Consider the following 20,130-nt stretch of genomic DNA (forward strand, 5'->3'; position numbering starts at 1 on the left):
CTCATCCTCCCCAGAACGAAGGCTTCGCCGGCGACAGCCGGCCGCCGATGCGCACCGGCGCGATCTTGATCGCAAGCCCGGTGCCGTTGTCGGTCTCGACCGCCACGCCGCTCAACGTCGCCTCGCCGGAGGCCGGCTCGAAGCGCGCCGACGGGATGCCCGACTGGAAGCGGCGCAGCGGCTCGTCCTTCTGCATGCCGATGATGGAGTCGTAATCGCCGGTCATGCCGGCATCGGTCATGTAGGCGGTGCCGCCGGGCAGGATCTGGTGATCGGCCGTTGGCACATGCGTATGGGTGCCGACGACGAGGCTGGCGCGGCCGTCGCAGAAATAGCCCAGGCCCTGCTTCTCGCTGGAGGCCTCGCAATGCACGTCGACCACGATCGCATCCGCCGCCTCGCGCAGCGGGCAGGCGCCGAGCTCGCGGCCGACAGCCGCGAACGGGTCGTCGAACGGCGTCATGAACACGCGCCCGAGCACGTTGACCACCAGCGCGCGGGCGCCGTTCTTGGCGTCGACCAGCGCCGCGCCACGGCCGGGCGTGCCCGCCGGATAATTCGCAGGGCGCACCAGGCGCGGTGCGCGCTCGATGAACACCAGCGCCTCGCGCTGGTCCCAGGAGTGGTTGCCGAGCGTGACCGCGTCGGCGCCGGCGTCGACCAGCTCCTGATAGATCGCCTCGGTGATGCCGAATCCGCCGGCCGCGTTCTCACCATTGACGATGACGAGATCGAGCGCCCAATCGCGGATCAGGCCTGGCAGGTGGTCCGAGACGGCGCTGCGGCCGGCCCGGCCGACGACGTCGCCGACGAAGAGAATTCGCAACTCAATTGCTCCGGAAATCCAAGGTCTCGCGCTCGGTTAGCACATAATCCAGCGCCGCGTCGTGGGCCAAGGCCGGGATCGCCTCGGTTTCCTGCACGGCAAAGCCGAGGCCGACGCCGATGAGGTGATGCGATTTACGCAAGTGCGAGAAGGTGTAGTCGTAGTAGCCGCCACCGTAACCGATGCGATGGCCGGTGCGGTCGAAGGCGGCGAGCGGGACCAGCATCACGTCCGGCACCAGTTCGGCCGCAACAGGCGACGGCTCGGGGATACCGAGCGAGCCCAATGTCAGCCGATCACCCGGCGACCACGCCCGGAAGGAGAGCGAATGGCCGCGCGCCAGGATGACCGGCAGTGCCAGCCGCGCACCCTTCGCCGCCAGCACGCGCATCAGCGGCACCGGATCGAGCTCGTTGCGAATCGGCGCATAGCCCGAGACCACCTGGCCCGGCTCCAGCGCGAAGGGGAGCCCGCGCGCCGCGATGGCCTGCGCGGCGGCGCTGCGCGCCTCGTCGCTCAGCGCGTCGCGCGCGGCGAGGGCTGCAGCTCGCAGCTGCTGCTTGGTGTGCTGGACGGCCTTCATCGGCATGCGGCGGGATCTCCGTCAAGAGCTCGCGGACGCGGGCACTCCAACGTTCTCAGAAACGCAGCAGGTCGGCAATCAAGGGGACAGAACAGAGGGAGAGAGACAAGCGCGAAGCCGCAATCGCCGTTGAAACGCTCGATCCCGGAGTTCCCTACGAAAGTAGGTGGGCACCATATGTCCAGGTCCACGGACCTGGCCAGGGACAGTTCCCTAAAGGATCGATAAGGCCCCGGGGATATGTTGGTTCCGGACGCGCGTCGCAGCCTCGCTGACGCAATGTAACCATGGCGGGGTGATTTTGCCAGCGGTGGAAGCGGATTGACGCGCGCTGCCGTTGTCCAACCTCGGCGTCGTCGCCCGGCTTGACCGGGCGCCCCCGTACGCCGAGGCAGCAGTGGTTGAGCCGACAGGCCGCGGCGTACCGGATCGCCCGCTTTTCGCGGGCGATGACAGTTGTCGGGTGGTAGGAGCCGGGCCGAACACGGCAGAGCAGATCAGAATAGGCATGGCATCGCGTCCTCGTGGCGCTCGGCGTCCGAGTTGTTCATTTGGCTCGCCCTCTCGACACAGAGGGCACAGGGAAGGCCGGGCGTCGGCTGACGCCCGTGGCCCGCCTGCGTAAAAAATGCAGGCGGCAGGTACCACAGGTGCAGCCGGAAACACCCGGCCTTCCCTGCGCGACGGTTTGAACGGCTGCTTCGCGATCTCCCTGGTGCGCCGGGCTTGTTGGCCACCATGCGCGACAACGCGCTTGCGCGCGTTGCGCGGGACACCAGCATCGGGGTGTCAGGACCACGCGACTTGACCGTACGTGCATCGCCGTTCGTCCGCGCGATCAACTCACGCTGCGGCAATCCACGCCCATCGCATCCCACTGCCAACGCCTCGTGACGGTCGCGACACGCCCCTCATGCGGCAGCAGGACGAGCGGAAGCATCCGCCTGATTTGCCCGACACGGCAAGCCATGCGGCCTGCGACATCGTAACGCGACGGGCAGTCTGCGCATGATCGACATGCGCGGTTTGCCCGTCGTGCAGTTTACGACGTGCATCTGCTCCCGTGCCGCCAGCTCAACATTCCGCCGTCGTCCCGGCCTCGCGCGCCCTTGCGCCGAGGCAATTCAGGATCTCTCCGCAGATGCAGCCTGGATTGCTTCGCCTCGCCACTGCGCTCGCAATGACGCCGTGGTGATGACGGCGCTCCCGCGGCAGCGCCGCGTCGGCAGCGCATAGTCTTGCCACGATTCAGGCTCATCGACTTGGAGCTGAGGTTGTGGCAGATCATGCCTACATCCCAATGCCCTGTATCGTACATTGGAGTCCTGGCATGCGCTTCGATCTCAAAACCGTCACGGCCGCCTGCGCGCTACTGATCGCGTCGGCTGCTGCGAGCCTCGCCGCCGACGTCAAGATTCATCGCGTCTCGATCCAGGTCGATCAGAACGATCCGGCAATCATGAATCTGGCGCTGAACAACGCCACCAACATCATGGAGACGTTCAAGGAGAAGGGCGAGGAGGTCGAGATCGAACTCGTCACCTATGGACCCGGGCTGAACATGCTGCGCGAGGATACCTCGCCGGTGAAGGACCGGCTCAAGCAGATCGCCGAGCTCAGCTTTCCCGCCAAGATCAAGTTCTCCGCCTGCAACATCACCAAGCGCGGCATGGAGAAACGCGAAGGACATCCGATTGCGATCGTCGCCGAAGCGAGCCTGGTGCCATCGGGCGCGGTGAGGCTGATGGAACTGCAGGAGAGCGGCTGGAGCTATCTGAAACCTTAGGTAGTTTCTGCCCCAAAACTGCCAGCTTTAGGGCTCATTGAGATACGACCTTGGATTGAGCTGTGTCATCAGTCTGCTCGGGGGATGGCGAGCAGACGCGATCGGGGACTAGTCACATGCACAGAGTACTCGCCCGGCCGGCGCTGCTGGCGCTGGCAACGCTTTCGGCTGCCTTGCTCACCCCCGTCGGCGCGGTGCTTGCGCAAGGGCAGTCCGCCGCTCCGCTCTCGATCAAGCCTGCGCGCGCGTCGGAACGGCGGGCCGTCGAGCCTCGGGTCTCCGAGACCCGCGCCCCCGAGCCACGGAGCGCCTCGGACGAAGCCGCCATCAAGACGCGCATGAACCAATGGACCGTCGGCCTGGCCGCGGGCCTGCCCGACGGCGGCTTCGTGCGCTTCGCCAGCGAGATGGCGCGGACCATGGACGACGGCGACAACATGCGCCTGATCCCGATGGTGACGCGCGGCACCACCTCGAACATCGCCGACCTGCTCTATCTGCGCGGTGTCGACGTCGCGATCACCTATGCCGATGCATTCGACTTCTATGCCAGGCAGGCCGGCCTTTCCAATATCAACGACCGCATCCGCTACGTGCTGCGCTTCTTCATCTCCGACGTGCACATCTATGCGCGCGAGGAGTTCAAGTCGCTGCAGGACCTGAAGGGCCAGAAGGTCGCGGTGGGCACGGCGGGCGTGGCCGCCGCCCACACCGGCCCACTGATCTTCCGGCGCCTCGGCATCGACATCGAGCCGGTCGCGGTCGGTGGCCCCGTCGCACTGGAGAAGCTGCACAAGGGCGAGATCGCCGCGATGGTGTATGTCGCCTCCAAGCCCGGCGAACTGTTCAGCGGCAAGAAGGCGGATCCTGGATTCCACTTCGTGCCGGTGCCGTACACGCAGCAATTCTCGGACTTCTATTATCCGACCAGCATCAAGGCCGACACCTATCCAGGGCTGGTCGCACCCGACACCGCCGTGGAAACCATCGCCGTGCCGTCGGTGCTGGCCGTCTACAACTGGAAGCCGGGCAGCGACCGCGCCGACCGCGTCAACCGCTTCGTCGACACGCTGTTCACCAACCTCGCGCGGCTGCAGCAGCCGCCGTTCCATCCGGGCTGGAAGGATCTCAATCTCGAGGCCCAGGTGCCGGGCTGGCAGCGCTATCCGTATGTCGACGCCGTGCTGGAGCGGATGAAGAAGGAGGCCAATGTCGGCCTGCCGCCCGCCGCGGCCGGCAGTCTCTCGCAGCAGGAGCGCTTCGATGCCTTTCTCGAATCGCAGGCCAAGGCGCCGACCTCGAAGGCGGAGAAGGAGGAGCTGTATCGCTCCTTCCTGGACTGGAGCCGCAAGCGGCAGAAGTGAGCAGGCGATGGGCTGATGACAGCGGGCGAGGTGGTGGGCTGTCGACCATAAGTTCATTTGCATTCTCGCCCTAACGCTGGCGTGTTGCGAGAAGCTGAAAAATAGTGGGACGAGACATGGCGGCTCGGACAGTCTGCTCCCTCTCCCCGTTCTCACGGGGAGAGGGTTGGGATAAGGGGCCGACGCACGGGGAGTGCACGTGGTGAGACCTGTCCCCCCTCACCCGGATTGCATCTCACGATGCAATCCGAGCTCTCCCCGCAAGCGGGGCGAGGTACACCGAGCAAGCCGCCAAAGCGATCTTCCGACCCGCGACGATCAGCTCAACAACAACGCCATCCCCGGATCCCCCTTGGCCATCGCGCGCTGATAGGCCGGGCGCGCAGCGATGCGGGCGAGATAGGCGCGGATGTTGGGGAAGGGTCCGAGATCGTAGGGCAGGAAGTAGCGCATGGTGGTGAGCGAGAAGACGGTCATGATGTCGGCGGTGGTGAGCGCGTTTCCCGCGAGATAATCCGCCTCGCCGCAACGCGCCTCGACCAGCGCGAAGGCACGGTCGAGCCTCGCCCTGATGGCGCCGAGAACCGGATTGTCGTCGGGCAGATGCAGCCGGTTGAGGATCATCAGTCGGCCCATCGCCGCCTGCAACGTACCGTTGGCGAAATGAAGCCAGTAGAGGAACGGCGCGAAGCTGGGATCATCAGGCCCAGGCCGCAAGCGGTCTTGGCCGTAGGTCGCGGTGACGTAGTCGACGATCGCGCCGGATTCGGCGAGCACGAGATCGCCATCGGTGATCACGGGCGCCGCGCCGATCGGATGCAGCGCCTTGTACTCGGGCGGCGCCAGCATCGTCCGGGCGTCGCGCGTGTAGCATTTCAGTTCGTACGGAATTTCCAGCTCCTCGCAGAGCCAGACGATACGTTCGGACTGCGACTTGCCGAGGTGATGAACCGTGAGCATGCGCTATTTCACCATCGCGCCATAGACGATGTCCTGCACCTGCTCGCGATAATATTTGCGCAAGTCCCCGGGCGCCGCCGTGCCGACCACGACGACGAGACGCTCCCTGGGATCGCAGAAGAACTGCGTGCCATAGGCGCCGTTCCAGCTGAACTCACCGGGATTGCCGGGCACCGCCGACAGGCCCTCGCTGACGCGCACGGCGACGCCGAGCCCGAAGCTGAAGCCGGCGCGATGCGGCTCCACATTGGCGACGGTGTTCTTGATCTCGGGCCCGAGATGGTTGGAGGTCATGTGGTGCACCGTCTTCGGACTCAGGATGCGCGCGCCGTCGAGCTCGCCGCCATTGAGCAGCATCTGGCCGAAGCGGACGTAGTCGCCGATGGTGGCGAACGAGCAGACGCCGCCGCAGTCCGACTTGGTCGGCGTGTCCAGCAGCTTGATCGCCTGCGGCTTGCCGGTCAGCGGATTGTTCGGAAACGGATGCGCCAGCCGCGGGCGCTGTGCGTCGGTCGGCGCGAACGTCGCATCGGCCATGCCGAGCGGCTTCCAGAGATTGGCCGACAGATATTCGCCGAGCCGCTGCTCGCTGACCTTCTCGATCACGGCGCCGAGCACGTCGATGGAGAAGCCGTATTCGAACTGCGTGCCGGGCTGATGCGCCAGCGGCAGCTTGGTGATGCGCTCGATGAACGCCTGGGTGTCGCCTTCGATCGCAGGCGCGGTGCCGTCGGGATAGAGCCGCGCCACCGCGCTCGAGCTGTCCGGCCGGCCGCCATACATCAGGCCCGAGGTGTGGCGGTAGAGATCATGGATCAGGATGGGGCGGGCCTGCGGCACCAGCAGCAGCGCTCCGTTTTCCTGGGTGACGCCGACCTTCATGTCGGCGAATGCCGGATAGTAGTCGGCGAGCCTGGCCTGCAGCGGCAGCCGCCCCTGCTCCATCAGCATCAGCCCGCCGACCGCAGTCAACGGCTTGGTCATCGAGGCCAGGGCGAAGATCGCGTCGAGCGGCATCGGCGTGCCCTTGACCGGATCGAGCTGGCCGTAGGCCTTGTAATGCACGAGCTTGCCGTCGCGCGCGATCGCCACGACCGCGCCGGGCACGCGCTTGGCGGCGATCTCGCGGGCGAAGAAATCATCCATGCGCGCGAGACCCGCCGGCGAGAAGCCGACCTCGTCGGGCTTGGCTTCGGGCAGCGGCGCGGCCGAGAGCTGCGTGATGATCATGGTGAAGGCTGTGGCTACGGCCGCCTTGAGCAGCGTCTTCATGGGCACTCCCTGATGCGCGGACGATCCCGTTTGTCGCCACGGGATTCAATGGCTCCGCCTGGACAATGAGTAGAGGACACAGGGAGGAACGACAAGCGGTCGCAACACGATCGCATCGCGATGACGTGATCGGCCTCGCTGCCGCACAACGGCGTATCCGCGCGACCAATCGGAGGGAGACGGGCGAGACCGCTGACACGCGAGATCACGCATGCTGAGGACGATCGGACTCATCCTTCACACGCTCTGGGCCATTTGTACGCTTGCGACCGGAGCCTTCGTCGGCGCAGCCGTCGGCTTTCACTATCATGGCTGGATCGGCGCCATTGTCCTCGGCGTCATCGGCCTGGGCGTCGGTAGCCTGGCGGCGGCCTACCCGCTGGAGACGATCGCGACGCTGTTGGAGGGTCTTTGACGCGAGGGCCATGTAGCCCGCATGAGCGAAGCGACGCCCGGGAAAGCGCGGGCACCGAGATGGTCTCGGATATCGCTGACCTTCATTGAGGCTACGGGCTGGGAACCGCCATGCCGGCCCCGTGTTGTTCGATGCAACGCGTTCGTCCAAACAGCCGCGCCATGACCGGACCCGAGCTCGCCAATCACTATCGCGGCTATATCGTGTGCCTGAATGCGCAGGCTTGGCCGCAGCTCGGCGATTTCGTGCACGAGCACGTCGTTCACAACGGCCGGCAGCTCGGACTCTCCGGCTATCGCGACATGCTGATCGGAAACTTCGCCGACATTCCCGATCTCCGTTTCAACATCGGCCTGCTGCTATCAGACCCGCCCCGCGTCGCGAGCCGGCTGTACTTCGACTGCACGCCATCCGGCGAATTTCTCGGGCTCGCCATCGACGGCCAGCGCGTCGCCTTCACCGAGAACGTGTTCTACGAATTCCGCGAGCGCAAGATCGTGGAGGTGTGGTCGGTCATCGACAAGGCCGCAATCGAGGCGCAGCTGTGAATGCGAACGCGTGGCGGCACCAGCCGCCCCAATGGGCTCAAGGCCGGGACGACACCTTGGATGAGGCGGCAGGTCAGACAATCGCTGATGGAGAGACCCACAACACGATGATACGTTGTCGCGAGGGCTTGAATCGTCTCACCCGATCGCCACACCACCGCCGATGGTGCGGTTCAGCACCTGTGTGGTGCGCTCGATGCGCTCGGCGGCGGCGTTCAGCGCCTTCGCCACCGCGACCTGCGTGGCACGGGCGCGGTCGCTGGCCTGGTTGCGGACGTTGCGCAGGCCTTCGAGCTCCTGCTCCAGCACCTGGACGCGCTGATTGGCATCGATCAGCTCATCGCACACGGTGAGCGCCGCCATCACGGTGAGTCGGGCGTCGCCGATCTCGCCGAACTTGCCGCGCAGATTGGTGATGCGCGTCTCGAGACTCTCCGCGAGCTTCAGCAGCCGCAGCTCCTGGCCCTCCTCGCAGGCCATGCGATATTGACGGCCGTTGATGGTGACGTTGATGTGGCTCATTCCTCGTCCTCATCATCATGCGCGGCGTCCTGCCCGTCGCCACCAGCGAGCACCGCGCGGATCGTGCCGATCGCGGTGTCCAGGCGTTCGGCGATCTCGCGGTTGGTGCGCTCGAGCCGGCGCGTCTTCATCAGGGAGCCGTCGAGCTCGTCGGCGAGACGCGAGCGGTCGGCGCCGAGCGCCTGGATGCGCGTCGCCAGCTCGTCCTCGTCACGATCCGCCTCGCGCCGCCGCTCGACCGCGCTCTCCAGCGCGTCGAGGGCCGTCATCAGTCGCCGCGTCGCCGCCTCGAGATCGGCGGCGCCGGGTTCCACCTGGCCGGTAAGATTGGCAGGGTGATCGTTCATGGCACGGATGCGAGGCCCTCGGAGCAAGCGGGATGCGACAAAAGCGCTGTCCGGCAAGCGGTTACGGGCAAAATCTTACGTGGTGGGCGAGCCAAGCGCAACGCTCGGCCGAAACTATGCACTACTAAGCAACTTTTGGGAGGTTCCCGGCGTTGCAGAACCTTTGATTCCCGGAACCGAGGTGCTAATCAGCCCGCAAAATCCCGGCCCGCCAGCAATACCGGCGGCGCTCCTGTCATCAGCATTTCACGTTTGGACGGATTCCAGCATGACGCAGGTCGATCATTCCCGCATGGCCAACGCCATCCGCGGGCTCGCAATGGACGCCGTCGAGAAGGCCAAATCGGGCCATCCCGGCCTGCCGATGGGCGCGGCGGACGTCGCCACAGTGCTGTTCACCCGCGTGCTGAAATACGATGCCGCAGCGCCCGCCTGGCCGGACCGCGACCGCTTCGTGCTGTCGGCCGGCCACGGCTCGATGCTGCTCTATGCGCTGCTGTATCTGACCGGCAACGAGGAGATGACGCTCGACCAGATCAAGCGCTTCCGCCAGGTCGGTTCGCTCACCCCCGGCCATCCGGAGAATTTCCGCACCAAGGGCATCGAGACCACCACCGGCCCGCTCGGCCAGGGCATCTCCACCGCGGTCGGCATGGCGCTGGCCGAGAAGATGCTGCAGGCGGAATACGGCAAGAAGATCGTCGACCACCACACCTATGTGCTGGCCTCGGACGGCGACCTGATGGAGGGCATCTCCCAGGAAGCGATCGCGATGGCCGGGCACTGGAAGCTCAACAAGCTGATCGTGCTGTGGGACGACAACGGGATCTCGATCGACGGCCCGCTGTCGATCGCCGACTCGGTGGACCAGGTGAAGCGCTTCAAGGCGTGCGGCTGGGCCGCCGAGCTGATCGACGGCCATGATCCCGAGGCGATTGCGGCCGCGATCGCGCGGGCGCAGAAGTCGTCGAAGCCGTCGCTGATCGCCTGCAAGACCACCATCGGCTACGGCGCGCCGACCAAGGCCGGCACCTCCAAGGTGCATGGCGAGGCGCTCGGCGCGGAGGAATTGAAGGGCGCCAAGGAGAAGCTCGGCATTTCGCAGGAGCCGTTCTCCGTGCCCGACGACGTGCTCGCCGCCTGGCGCGAGGCCGGCCGCCGCGGCGCAACCGCACGGGCGGAGTGGGAGACCCGGCTCGGCGAGATGGGCCCGCGCAAGCGCGCCGAGTTCGAACGGCGGCTGCGCCACGAGCGGCCCGCCGCGCTGGCGAAGGCGCTGAAGGACCACAAGAAGGCGCTGCTGGAGACCCCGCTCAACGTCGCCACCCGCAAATCGTCGGAGGCCGCGATCGAGGTGATCGCAGCCGCCATGCCGTTCGAGTTCGTGGCCGGCTCCGCCGACCTCACCGGCTCCAACAACAACAAGGCGAAGTCGGCCGTCTCGTTCTCGGCCAAGACGCCGAAGGGCCGCTTCATCCACTACGGCATCCGTGAGCACGGCATGGCCGCCTGCATGAACGGCATCTTCCTGCATGGCGGCTTCGCGCCGAACGGCGCCACCTTCCTAGTGTTCTCGGACTACGCGCGCGGTGCTATCAGGCTGTCGGCGCTGATGGGCGCGGGCGTCGTCTATGTGCTGACGCATGATTCGATCGGCCTCGGCGAGGACGGCCCGACGCACCAGCCGGTCGAGCATCTGGCGGCGCTGCGCGCGATCCCGAACATGCGCGTGTTCCGGCCGTGCGACGCGGTCGAGACCGCCGAATGCTGGGAGCTGGCGCTGAACCGCACCAACGGCCCGACCGTGCTGGCGCTGACGCGGCAGAACCTGCCGCAGCTGCGCACCTCCGCGCCGGCGGACAATCCGTGCAGCCGGGGCGGCTACGAGCTCGTCGCCGCGCAGGGCGAGGCCAAGGTGTCGCTGTTCGCGACCGGCTCCGAGGTCGAGATCGCCGTGGCCGCGCAGAAGCAGCTCGCCGAGCGTGGCATCCCAGCCCGCGTCGTCTCGGTACCGTCGCTGGAGCTGCTGCTCGAGCAGCCGGCCGAGGCCAGGGCCAAGATCATCGGCAACGCTCCGGTCAAGATCGCCATCGAGGCCGCGGTGCGCTGGGGCTGGGACGCGGTGATCGGCCAGGACGGCATCTTCATCGGCATGCATTCGTTCGGCGAGAGCGGCCCGGCCAAGGAGCTCTACAAGCATTTCGGCATCACCGCCGAGGCGGCTGTCGCGGCGGCCGTACAGCGGCTGGCGTAAAGCCCGCTCGATCCTGCGCGGCGGTTCACCAAATCAGGAGCGCCGCGCGAACATGATTCGCGACGGTTGAGCGAGCGCAAAAAAAGGACTACGAAAGGGCCATATCGTCCGCTCGCGCCCGGCAGAACCGGGCGTCAACAGGTCCAAACCCTCGTAGAGCCCTTGCCAGGGGCCGGCTGCGAGGGACGAGAAACGTCATTGAAGGAGACGAAAATGGCAGTCCGGGTCGGGATCAACGGGTTTGGCCGCATCGGCCGCAACGTTCTGCGCGCCATCGCGGAATCGGGTCGCAAGGACATCGTGGTGGTCGGCATCAACGATCTCGGCCCGGTCGAGACCAACGCCCACCTGCTGCGCTTCGACAGCGTGCACGGCCGCTTCCCCCATACCGTGACCGTCGACGGTGACACGATCGATATCGGCAACGGCAAGATCAAGGTCACCGCCGAGCGTGATCCGTCGAAGCTGCCCTGGAAGGACCTCGGCGTCGACATCGCGCTGGAATGCACCGGCATCTTCACCTCCAAGGACAAGGCCTCCGCGCATCTGACCGCCGGCGCCAAGCGCGTGCTGGTCTCGGCCCCGGCCGACGGCGCCGACGCGACCATCGTCTACGGCGTCAATCACACGACGCTGACCAAGGATCACCTCGTCGTCTCCAACGGCTCCTGCACCACCAACTGTCTGGCGCCGATCGCCAAGGTGCTGAACGACACCGTCGGCATCGAGACCGGCTTCATGACCACGATCCACGCCTACACCGGCGACCAGCCGACACTCGACACCATGCACAAGGATCTCTATCGCGGCCGCGCGGCGGCGATGTCGATGATCCCGACCTCGACCGGCGCGGCCAAGGCGATCGGCCTGGTGCTGCCCGAGCTGAAGGGCAAGCTCGACGGCGTCGCGATCCGCGTGCCGACGCCGAACGTCTCGGTGGTGGATCTCAAGATCGTCGCCAAGCGCAACACCGACCCGAAGGAGATCAACGAGGCGATGAAGCGCGCCGCCGAGCAGGAGCTCAAGGGCGTGCTCGGCTACACCACGTCGCCGAACGTCTCGATCGACTTCAACCACGATCCGCACTCCTCGACGTTCCACATGGACCAGACCAAGGTCATGAACGGCAACCTCGTGCGCGTGATGTCCTGGTACGACAACGAGTGGGGCTTCTCCAACCGCATGGCCGACACCGCCGTCGCGATGGGCAAGCTGCTCTAACTCTCGCCCAGTCATTCCGGGGCGCCTTGCAGAGAGGCCCCCGGAATCTCGAGATCCGGGTGCGGTCCTGCGGACCGCCCCGGAACGACGGCTGAGGAAGCGCGATGACCCTTCCCAACTGGCTTGGAATCCCCGGCGCGCTGCTGCTGATCGGCCTGATTGCCTATGGTTTCCGCCAAGGCATGCGGGTGACGACGAAGCAGGAAGGCGATCCGCCGGAAAACACCAACGGCTACAATCAGCCCTGATAGTCCCTCGTTCAACGGTGGCTTCAATGAAACAATTCCGCACCCTCGACGACGTCGACGTCAAAGGCAAACGCGTGCTGCTGCGCGTCGACCTGAACGTGCCCATGGAGAATGGCCACGTCAGCGATGCGACGCGCCTGGAGCGCGTCGCGCCGACCATCAATGAGATCGCGACCAAGGGCGGCAAGGTCATCCTGCTCGCGCATTTCGGCCGGCCGAAGGGGCGCGATGCCAAGGACTCGCTGAAGCCGGTCGCCACTGCGCTCTCGCAGGTGATCAAGCGTCCTGTCGCCTTTGCCGACGATTGCATCGGCGAGCCGGCGGCGACCGCCATCGCCGCGATGAAGGACGGCGACGTGCTGTGCCTGGAGAACACGCGCTTCCACAAGGAGGAAGAGAAGAACGATCCGGCGTTCGTCGCCGAGCTCGCCAAGCTCGGTGACATCTGGGTCAACGACGCCTTCTCCGCCGCGCACCGCGCCCACGCCTCGACCGAAGGCCTCGGCCACAAGCTGCCGGCCTATGCCGGCCGCACCATGCAGGCCGAGCTCGACGCGCTCGACAAGGCGCTGGGCCGGCCGGCCAAGCCGGTCATCGCGATCGTCGGCGGCGCCAAGGTCTCCACCAAGATCGACCTGCTGGAAAACCTCGTCACCAAGGTCGATGCGCTGGTGATCGGCGGCGGCATGGCCAACACCTTCCTGCATGCACAGGGCGTGCAGATCGGCAAGTCGCTGGCTGAGAAGGATCTCGCCGCCACCGCGCTCAGGATCATGGAGAAGGCCGAGGCCTCGAACTGCGCCATCATCCTGCCGGTGGATGCCACCGTTTCGTATCACTTCGCGGCCAACTCGCCGTCCTTCGCCTATGGCCTCGACGCCATCCCGCCGGACAGCATGATCCTCGACGTCGGCCCGCAATCGACCGCCCGCATCCATGCCGCGATCGACGACGCCGCGACGCTGGTGTGGAACGGTCCGCTCGGCGCCTTCGAGCTGACGCCGTTCGACCGCGGCACGATGGTCGCCGCCAAGCACGCGGCCGAGCGTACCAAGGCCAAGAAGCTGGTTTCGGTGGCCGGCGGCGGCGATACCGTCGCCGCGCTCAACCAGGCCGGAGTTGCCTCGGACTTCACCTATGTCTCGACCGCCGGCGGCGCTTTCCTGGAGTGGATGGAAGGCAAGCCGCTGCCGGGCGTCGAGGTGCTGAAGATCTGATTTCTCGAACGTTGTCGGCCATGGATGTTTCTGTTATGTTCCATCCATGGTCGAGACTCCGACAGACCATTCGATCCTGATCAAGATCCAGGAGAGCATTGCTGCGCTCCGGACAGAGGTCGGACAGTTCAGGCTGGATAATCGAGCCGAGCACGAGCGCATGGAAGCCTTGATCCGCAGGCAGCGTCGGGACTCTGCCGGCATGCTGGTGATGATGCGCGCGGCCGCCGGTGACTTAGACGTGCGTGTCACCGAGGTCGAGGAACGCATCACCGCTCTTGAAGCCAGGAAGACCTGATCTCCCATCGTTGAGCTACCGGCAACGCGCCAGCCCTACGCGCTAACCCTAGACGTATCCTGACCGCCTCCTCCTCCAGGCTGCGTCGCCACTGCCCTTGGAATCCGCCCACCACCGCGTTATGCACGGTGCAGCAGTTTCGGCGCGTGCGCATCCTGCCGCACGGTCCAATCCTTAATCTCAGGGAGTTCCAGCCATGGCTCGTATCACGTTGCGTCAATTGCTCGACCACGCGGCGGAAAATGACTACGGCGTCCCGGCGTTCAACATCAACAACATGGAGCAGGCGCTGGCGATCATGGAGGCGGCCAATGCGGTCGACGCGCCGGTCATCATCCAGGCCTCGCGCGGCGCCCGCTCCTATGCCAACGACGTCATGCTCAAGCACATGATGGACGCGGTCACCGAGATCTATCCGCACATTCCGGTGTGCGTGCATCTCGATCATGGCAACGGTCCCGACACCTGCATGACCGCGATCCAGTCCGGCTTCACCTCGGTGATGATGGACGGCTCGCTGAAGGCCGACGGCAAGACCCCGGCTGACTGGGACTACAATGTCGGCGTCACCAAGACGGTCGCCACCATGGCGCATCTCGGCGGCATCTCGGTCGAGGGCGAGCTCGGCGTGCTCGGCTCGCTCGAGACCGGAATGGGCGACAAGGAGGACGGCCACGGCGCCGAGGGCAAGCTGTCCCACGACCAGCTGCTGACCAATCCGGACGAGGCCGTGAAGTTCGTGCGCGAGACCCAGGTCGACGCGCTCGCGATCGCGATGGGAACGTCGCACGGTGCCTACAAGTTCACGCGCAAGCCCGACGGCGACATCCTCGCCATGAACGTGATCGAGGAGATCCACCGCAAGCTGCCGAACACGCATCTCGTGATGCACGGCTCGTCGTCGGTGCCGCAGGATCTGCAGGAGATCATCAACGCCTATGGCGGCAAGATGAAGCCGACCTGGGGCGTGCCGGTCAGCGAGATCCAGCGCGGCATCAAGAACGGCGTCCGCAAGATCAACATCGACACCGACAACCGCATGGCGATGACCGGCCAGATCCGCAAGGTGCTGTCGGAGCACCCGGAGGAATTCGATCCGCGCAAGTACCTGAAGCCGGCGATGGAGGCGATGGCCAAGCTGTGCAAGCAGCGCCTGCAGGAGTTCAACACCGCCGGCCAGGCCTCGAAGATCAAGCGCGTGCTGACGACGGCCGAGATGGCCAAGCGCTACGCCAAGGGTGAGCTCGCCCCGAAGGTCGCGTGAGCGTTCGTCGTGTAGTTCGACCTTCGCCCTGAACTCGGTGTGCTCCCCTCCCCCTTGCGGGTAGGGCTATCGCATCTGGCGCTTTACGTCTTGCGCCCGCCTTTTTCCACTTCGTCATGGCCGGGCTTGTCCCGGCCATGAGGGAGTAACTCGTTGGCAGCAGTTCGTGCCGCGATTGCCGAATTCGTCAAATGCGATCGCCCTGCTCGTGCGGGGAGGGGAGCCGACTGCCGCTGAGTTGACAAGGTTGCCCCATCAGCAACCTCCCTTCACCTCTCCGAGAGTCCGCCTCACCTGCGGCCAATGTTTGCTCGGCAACCGCCCGAGAACCGTCTATTTTGATGGGCAGGGCAGGTGCGTCTGGAGCCAAGCATGAACCTCTCCGCACTGAACACCACGGCCCTTGCCATGGTCGCGCCGGGCAAGGGCATTCTCGCCGCCGATGAATCCACCGGGACGATCAAGAAGCGCTTCGATGCCATCAAGGTCGAATCGACCGAACAGAACCGCCGCGACTATCGCGAGATGCTGTTCCGCAGCGCAGGCATGTCGTTCATCTCCGGCGTCATTCTCTATGACGAAACCATCCGGCAGAACGCCGCCGACGGCACCCCGCTGGTGAAGCTGATCGAAGCGGCCGGCGCCATTCCCGGCATCAAGGTCGACGAGGGAACGCAACCGCTGCCCGGCTGCCCCGGCGAGCGGGTCACGGCCGGGCTCGACAGGCTTGCGGATCGGCTGGCGACGTACTACGCGCTGGGTGCGCGCTTCGCCAAATGGCGGGCCGTGATCGATATCGACAAGGACAATATCCCTTCGATGACAGCGATCCATGTCAACGCGCATGCGCTCGGCCGCTATGCCGCCCTGTGCCAGGCCGCGAACATCGTGCCGATCGTCGAACCGGAGGTGCTGATGGACGGCGATCATGATATCGCTCGCTGCTTCGACGTCACGCGCCGCGTCCTGAACGAGGTGTTTCGTGAATTGCGCATCCAGCGCGTCGCGTTGGAAGGCATGATCCTGAAGCCCAACATGGCGGTCCCGGGCAAGCAATCGCCGGACCAGGCCGGGGTGCAGGAGGTCGCCGAAAGGACCGTCCAACTGCTGAAGGAATGCGTGCCTGCGGCGGTGCCCGGCATCGCCTTCCTGTCCGGCGGACAATCCGACGAGAGCGCGACCGCGCATCTCGACGCGATGAACCGGCTCGGTCCGCTGCCCTGGAGGCTGACCTTCTCCTATGGCCGTGCGTTGCAGGCCGCGCCGCAACAGGCATGGGCCGGCAAGGCGGCGAACGTCGCTACCGGCCAGCGGGCCTTCACCCACCGCGCTCGCATGAACGCGCTTGCCAGCCGCGGCCAGTGGACCGCCGCGCTCGAGAAAGAGGCCGCCTAGTGTCCGGCAAGACGACATCCGCGCGGCCCGCGCCGCGCCTGTATCTAGCAACGCCGGTCGTGACCGACGCGGCGGCGCTGGCCGCCGGCCTGCCGGCGATCCTCGCCAGCGCCGATGTGGCGGCGGTGCTGGTGCGGCTGAAGGAGAGCGATCCGCGCAGCATGATCACGACGGTCAAGACGCTGGCGCCGGCGATCCAGGGCGCCGGTGCGGCGCTGCTGATCGACGGCCATCCCGACATCGTGGCCCGCGCCGGCGCCGATGGCGCGCATCTGACCGGCGTCGCCGCGCTGGAAGAGGCGCTGCCCGGCCTGAAGCCGGACCGCATCGCCGGCTGCGGCGGCCTGTCGACACGGCATGATTCGATGCGTGCCGGCGAGCTTGGCGCCGACTATGTGCTGTTCGGCGAGCGCGACGCGCAGGGCCGGCGGCCCTCGCCGGATGCCGTCAACGAGCGCCTGGCCTGGTGGGCCGAGCTGTTCGAGCCGCCCTGCGTCGGCTATGCGATCTCGCTCAAGGAAGCCGCGGACTTCGTCGCCGCGGGAGCCGATTTCGTGCTGGTCGACGACCTCGTCTGGAACGACGCCCGCGGTCCGGCCGCCGCTCTTGACGAGATCAGCGCCGCGATCCGGAGCGCGCATACGGCCGTGCTGGCCGACGCGCCGGGACAGAGCTGAACGGCCGCCGATGACGATCCTGCGCCTGACATGTGTTGTTGCTGCGCTCGCCATGGCGACGACGGGCGCGGCCGCGCAGATCTCGTTGACGCCGCCTGCTCAGCAGCCGCCGACGGAAAAGCCCAAGCCGGTCGAAAGGCCGGCGGAGAGGCCCAAGCCGCCGGCACCGTCCGCTGCGAAGAAGCCAGCCCCTGCCCCGTCGGCCAAGCCGGCCGCCCCGGCGCCGGCCGCGACGCCACAGCCCGCCGCCAATGATCCCAATGTCGACGTGGTCTACGGCGCCTATCAGCGCGGCCAGTACAAGACCGCGTTCGATCTGGCGTCGCCGCGCGCCCAGGCCGGCGACCCCAAGGCCATGGCGATGCTCGGCCAGCTCTACGAAAACGCCATGGGCATCCGCCGCGACTACGACAAGGCGGCGATCTGGTACAAACGCGCCGCCGAGGCCGGCGACCGCGAAGCGATGTTCGCGCTGGCGATGATGCGGCTGGCCGGGCGCGGCGGCCCTGTCGACAAGCTCGAGGCGGTCAAGCTGCTGGCCTCCGCCGCCAAGCTCGGCGAGCCCAAGGCGGCCTACAATCTCGCGCTGCTCTATCTCGACGGCCAGACCTTTCCGCAGGACCTCAGACGCTCGGCCGAGCTGCTGCGCCTTGCTGCGGATGCCGGCAACGCCGAGGCGCAATACGCGCTAGCGACCTTCTACAAGGAAGGAACCGGCGTGCCGAAAGACCTCGAGAAGGCCGCCCAATTGCTGAAGGCGGCCGCGGTCGCCGACAATATCGACGCCGAGGTCGAATACGCGATCGCGCTGTTCAACGGCACCGGCGTGCCGAAGGACCAGCCCGCGGCAATCGCGCTGCTGCGCAGGGCCGCGCGGCAGAACAGCCCGGTCGCCCAGAACCGACTGGCATGGGTGCTGCTGTATGGAATCGCCACCCAGATGGACAAGGTCGAGGCCTACAAATGGCACCTGGTGGCCAAGACAGCCGGCAAGGGCGATCCCAAGCTCGACGAGAAATTCGCCGACATGCCCCCCGAAGACCGCGCCAAGGGCGAACAGGCCGCCAAGCGCTGGCTGGGCACCATCAAGTGATCGGCCGCTGATCCGGCCTTGACGCGGCGGCCCCGGCAGGGCACCCACAGCCAGCCATTTCACCCGCCTTCGTCCGCTTCCGGGGAAGGCGCGCACCGCGAGGTGCGGTCAGCCCAGCGCATCGAGCTCATGATCCATTCCGCCCTCATCAATGTCATGGTCAAGGCCGCGCGCCGCGCCGGTCGCAACCTCAAGCGCGATCTCGGCGAGATCGAGCACCTGCAGGTGTCGCTGAAGGGCCCGGCGAACTTCGTCTCGCGCGCCGACAAGAAGGCCGAGGAGATGCTGTACGAGGACCTCTCGAAGGCCCGGCCCGGCTACGGCTTTCTCGGCGAGGAAGGCGGCAAGCGGGAAGGCAGCGACAAGTCGCACACCTGGATCGTCGATCCGCTCGACGGCACCACCAACTTCCTGCACGGCATCCCGCAATTCGCGATCTCGATCGCGCTCCAGCGCGAGGACACCGTGATCGCCGGCGTGATCTACAATCCCGCCAATGACGAGCTCTACATCGCCGAGCGCGGCAAGGGCGCGTTCCTCAACGACCAGCGGCTGCGCGTCGCCGCACGGCGCCAGCTCCATGAATGCGTCATCGCCTGCGGCCTGCCGCATATCGGCCGCGGCGACCACCAGCTGTTCCTGCGCGAGATGACCTCGCTGCAGGTCAAGGTCGCAGGGCTCCGCCGCTTCGGCGCCGCCTCGCTCGACCTCGCCTTCGTCGCCGCCGGTCGCTTCGACGCCTATTGGGAACGCGACCTGCAGCCCTGGGACATCGCGGCCGGCCTGATCATGGTGCGCGAGGCCGGCGGCACCGTGTCGGGCATCGACGGCAAGGAGGACGCGCTGGCGACCGGGCACGTCGTGTGCGGCAACGAGGTCATTCACCGCGAGCTCGTGAAGGTGCTGAAGGCGGCGGCGTAGCTTTGATTCTGCGCGGCCACGCCGTTCGCACCGCTCGCTTCACATACGGTGTCGTCCCGGCCTTGAGCCGGGACCCATAACCACCGGCTGTTCTGATGGAGCGAGATGGGGCGACCTGCGCGCCTCAAACATCTCCCTGGGGGTATGGGTCCCGGATCTGCGCGCGCATACGCGCGCTTCTCCGGGACGACGCCGAGGATGGAGTTGGCGGCCGAGCTCTACCGCCGGAAAGCTATCTACAGCCTGAACGCTATCTGCGCCCGCTGGTGAACGCCTGCGGCGTCGCGCCGGGCAATGCCGGGGAATTGATGTCGCTGTCGATGCGATCGGACGACTGGCCGGCATAGCTGAAGCCGAGCGACAGGCTGACATTGGATGTCGGCTTGAACTCGACGCCGCCATTGATCGCGTAGGCCGGCGTCGAGGTCGATCGCCCGTCGAACGTCGCGAACGGGCCACCGAGGCCGGGATTGTATTTCAGCGTCTCGAAGCCGCCATAGAAGCTGACGCCGCTCTTGAAGGTGTAGCCGTATTGCGCGCCCTCGGTCGTGTACGACCCGAGCCCGCCGTAACGGTTGACGAGGTTCGAGCTCAGGCCGACGCCCGACAGCGCCGCCCAATTGTTCGTCGCGCTGTAGCTCCGCGCGAAGAAGCCGCTGTCCTTGCCGCTGCCCGTGAAGCTTGGAAAGTCGCCGTAGGAATTGAGACTGCCGGAGTCGCTGAAGCCGACCGGCCAGCCCGGCAGCCAATATTTGACGGGACCGGATTGGGCGTGGGCGGCTGAGGCACCGAGACCAGCGAACACCAACGCGAGAACAGATTTGCGAGAGACCATCGACATGCCGCACCCGTCACGTGTCGTCGCAGAATACACGTAGAGTCTCGGGAACTCCAGCCGAGGAGGTGAGCCTCCGGTGTC

21 protein-coding genes and 1 other RNA gene are annotated in these 20,130 nt (G+C 66.3%); 14 read left to right on the forward strand and 8 right to left on the reverse strand.

Annotated elements, in window-relative coordinates:
* Nucleotide 1 precedes the first annotated feature (1 nt).
* The 3 genes from QX041_RS14760 to ssrS form a co-directional block, all read right to left on the reverse strand.
* Entirely contained in the window at nucleotides 2-826 is an 825-nt protein-coding gene (locus tag QX041_RS14760; protein WP_315713920.1) for a TIGR00282 family metallophosphoesterase, read from the reverse strand.
* A gap of 1 nt (nucleotide 827) precedes the next feature.
* Nucleotides 828-1,409 carry a 5-formyltetrahydrofolate cyclo-ligase gene (locus QX041_RS14765; protein ID WP_315714372.1) on the reverse strand — a complete coding sequence of 194 codons (582 nt, stop codon included), beginning with the start codon at nucleotides 1,407-1,409 and terminating at the stop codon, nucleotides 828-830.
* Nucleotides 1,410-1,519: 110 nt separating this feature from the next.
* Nucleotides 1,520-1,681, reverse strand: a non-coding RNA gene (ssrS, locus tag QX041_RS14770) — 6S RNA.
* Nucleotides 1,682-2,739: 1,058 nt separating this feature from the next.
* Here ssrS and QX041_RS14775 point away from each other — a divergent pair.
* Nucleotides 2,740-3,195 (forward strand): DsrE family protein, encoded by a 456-nt coding sequence (locus tag QX041_RS14775; RefSeq protein WP_315713919.1) that lies wholly within the window; start codon nucleotides 2,740-2,742, stop codon nucleotides 3,193-3,195.
* A gap of 116 nt (nucleotides 3,196-3,311) precedes the next feature.
* Entirely contained in the window at nucleotides 3,312-4,559 is a 1,248-nt protein-coding gene (locus QX041_RS14780; RefSeq protein WP_315713918.1) for a TAXI family TRAP transporter solute-binding subunit, read from the forward strand.
* A 318-nt stretch (nucleotides 4,560-4,877) separates the two neighbouring features.
* Here the strand turns inward: QX041_RS14780 and QX041_RS14785 are convergent, their stop codons facing one another.
* Together QX041_RS14785 and QX041_RS14790 are read right to left on the reverse strand one after the other, a co-directional pair.
* The gene (locus tag QX041_RS14785; RefSeq protein ID WP_315713917.1) at nucleotides 4,878-5,519 is read right to left on the reverse strand and encodes a glutathione S-transferase family protein; all 642 of its coding nucleotides are present in this window, start codon (nucleotides 5,517-5,519) and stop codon (nucleotides 4,878-4,880) included.
* 3 nt (nucleotides 5,520-5,522) lie between these two features.
* Nucleotides 5,523-6,791: a serine hydrolase domain-containing protein gene (locus tag QX041_RS14790; RefSeq protein WP_316165766.1), complete on the reverse strand. Its 1,269-nt coding sequence runs from the start codon at nucleotides 6,789-6,791 to the stop codon at nucleotides 5,523-5,525.
* A gap of 211 nt (nucleotides 6,792-7,002) precedes the next feature.
* On the opposite strand from QX041_RS14790, the gene QX041_RS14795 reads away from it, so the two are divergent.
* On the forward strand, nucleotides 7,003-7,206 hold the full coding sequence (locus QX041_RS14795; RefSeq protein ID WP_315713915.1) for a hypothetical protein: 204 nt from the start codon (nucleotides 7,003-7,005) through the stop codon (nucleotides 7,204-7,206).
* A gap of 161 nt (nucleotides 7,207-7,367) precedes the next feature.
* A complete protein-coding gene (locus QX041_RS14800; protein WP_315713914.1) occupies nucleotides 7,368-7,754 on the forward strand; it encodes an ester cyclase in 387 nt (128 codons plus the stop codon).
* Nucleotides 7,755-7,892: 138 nt separating this feature from the next.
* Here QX041_RS14800 and QX041_RS14805 read toward each other — a convergent pair whose 3' ends face one another.
* Nucleotides 7,893-8,276, reverse strand: a complete 384-nt coding sequence (locus tag QX041_RS14805) for a cell division protein ZapA (RefSeq protein ID WP_284423241.1) — start codon at nucleotides 8,274-8,276, stop codon at nucleotides 7,893-7,895.
* Complete coding sequence (locus QX041_RS14810) at nucleotides 8,273-8,623, reverse strand: DUF4164 domain-containing protein (protein ID WP_315713913.1); 351 nt, start codon at nucleotides 8,621-8,623, stop codon at nucleotides 8,273-8,275. Before QX041_RS14810 ends, QX041_RS14805 begins: the two co-directional genes overlap by 4 nt.
* Nucleotides 8,624-8,891: 268 nt before the next feature.
* On the opposite strand from QX041_RS14810, the gene tkt reads away from it, so the two are divergent.
* The 10 genes from tkt (at nucleotide 8,892) to QX041_RS14860 (ending at nucleotide 19,211) form a co-directional block, all read left to right on the forward strand.
* Nucleotides 8,892-10,877 (forward strand): transketolase, encoded by a 1,986-nt coding sequence (gene tkt, locus QX041_RS14815; protein WP_315713912.1) that lies wholly within the window; start codon nucleotides 8,892-8,894, stop codon nucleotides 10,875-10,877.
* Between the two features lie 213 nt (nucleotides 10,878-11,090).
* On the forward strand, nucleotides 11,091-12,098 hold the full coding sequence (gap, locus tag QX041_RS14820; protein ID WP_315713911.1) for a type I glyceraldehyde-3-phosphate dehydrogenase: 1,008 nt from the start codon (nucleotides 11,091-11,093) through the stop codon (nucleotides 12,096-12,098).
* Between the two features lie 104 nt (nucleotides 12,099-12,202).
* On the forward strand, nucleotides 12,203-12,346 hold the full coding sequence (locus tag QX041_RS14825; protein WP_315713910.1) for a hypothetical protein: 144 nt from the start codon (nucleotides 12,203-12,205) through the stop codon (nucleotides 12,344-12,346).
* 26 nt (nucleotides 12,347-12,372) lie between these two features.
* Nucleotides 12,373-13,563 carry a phosphoglycerate kinase gene (locus QX041_RS14830; RefSeq protein WP_315713909.1) on the forward strand — a complete coding sequence of 397 codons (1,191 nt, stop codon included), beginning with the start codon at nucleotides 12,373-12,375 and terminating at the stop codon, nucleotides 13,561-13,563.
* Nucleotides 13,564-13,609: 46 nt separating this feature from the next.
* The gene (locus QX041_RS14835; protein ID WP_315713908.1) at nucleotides 13,610-13,861 is read left to right on the forward strand and encodes a hypothetical protein; all 252 of its coding nucleotides are present in this window, start codon (nucleotides 13,610-13,612) and stop codon (nucleotides 13,859-13,861) included.
* Nucleotides 13,862-14,057: 196 nt separating this feature from the next.
* Nucleotides 14,058-15,125: a class II fructose-bisphosphate aldolase gene (fba, locus tag QX041_RS14840; RefSeq protein ID WP_316165769.1), complete on the forward strand. Its 1,068-nt coding sequence runs from the start codon at nucleotides 14,058-14,060 to the stop codon at nucleotides 15,123-15,125.
* Nucleotides 15,126-15,497: 372 nt separating this feature from the next.
* Nucleotides 15,498-16,520: a class I fructose-bisphosphate aldolase gene (locus QX041_RS14845; protein WP_315826025.1), complete on the forward strand. Its 1,023-nt coding sequence runs from the start codon at nucleotides 15,498-15,500 to the stop codon at nucleotides 16,518-16,520.
* The gene (locus QX041_RS14850) at nucleotides 16,520-17,197 is read left to right on the forward strand and encodes a thiamine phosphate synthase (protein ID WP_316165770.1); all 678 of its coding nucleotides are present in this window, start codon (nucleotides 16,520-16,522) and stop codon (nucleotides 17,195-17,197) included. The genes QX041_RS14845 and QX041_RS14850 overlap by 1 nt, the downstream gene beginning before the upstream one ends.
* 10 nt (nucleotides 17,198-17,207) lie before the next feature.
* A complete protein-coding gene (locus tag QX041_RS14855) occupies nucleotides 17,208-18,290 on the forward strand; it encodes a tetratricopeptide repeat protein (protein WP_316165772.1) in 1,083 nt (360 codons plus the stop codon).
* Between the two features lie 129 nt (nucleotides 18,291-18,419).
* Nucleotides 18,420-19,211, forward strand: coding sequence for an inositol monophosphatase family protein (locus tag QX041_RS14860; RefSeq protein ID WP_315713903.1), 792 nt, complete (start codon nucleotides 18,420-18,422; stop codon nucleotides 19,209-19,211).
* Between the two features lie 250 nt (nucleotides 19,212-19,461).
* Here the strand turns inward: QX041_RS14860 and QX041_RS14865 are convergent, their stop codons facing one another.
* Nucleotides 19,462-20,052 carry a hypothetical protein gene (locus tag QX041_RS14865; RefSeq protein ID WP_316165774.1) on the reverse strand — a complete coding sequence of 197 codons (591 nt, stop codon included), beginning with the start codon at nucleotides 20,050-20,052 and terminating at the stop codon, nucleotides 19,462-19,464.
* Between the last annotated feature and the right edge of the window lie 78 nt (nucleotides 20,053-20,130).

It is taken from the genome of Bradyrhizobium sp. SZCCHNRI2009 (assembly GCF_032485115.1).
GTDB lineage: Bacteria > Pseudomonadota > Alphaproteobacteria > Rhizobiales > Xanthobacteraceae > Bradyrhizobium.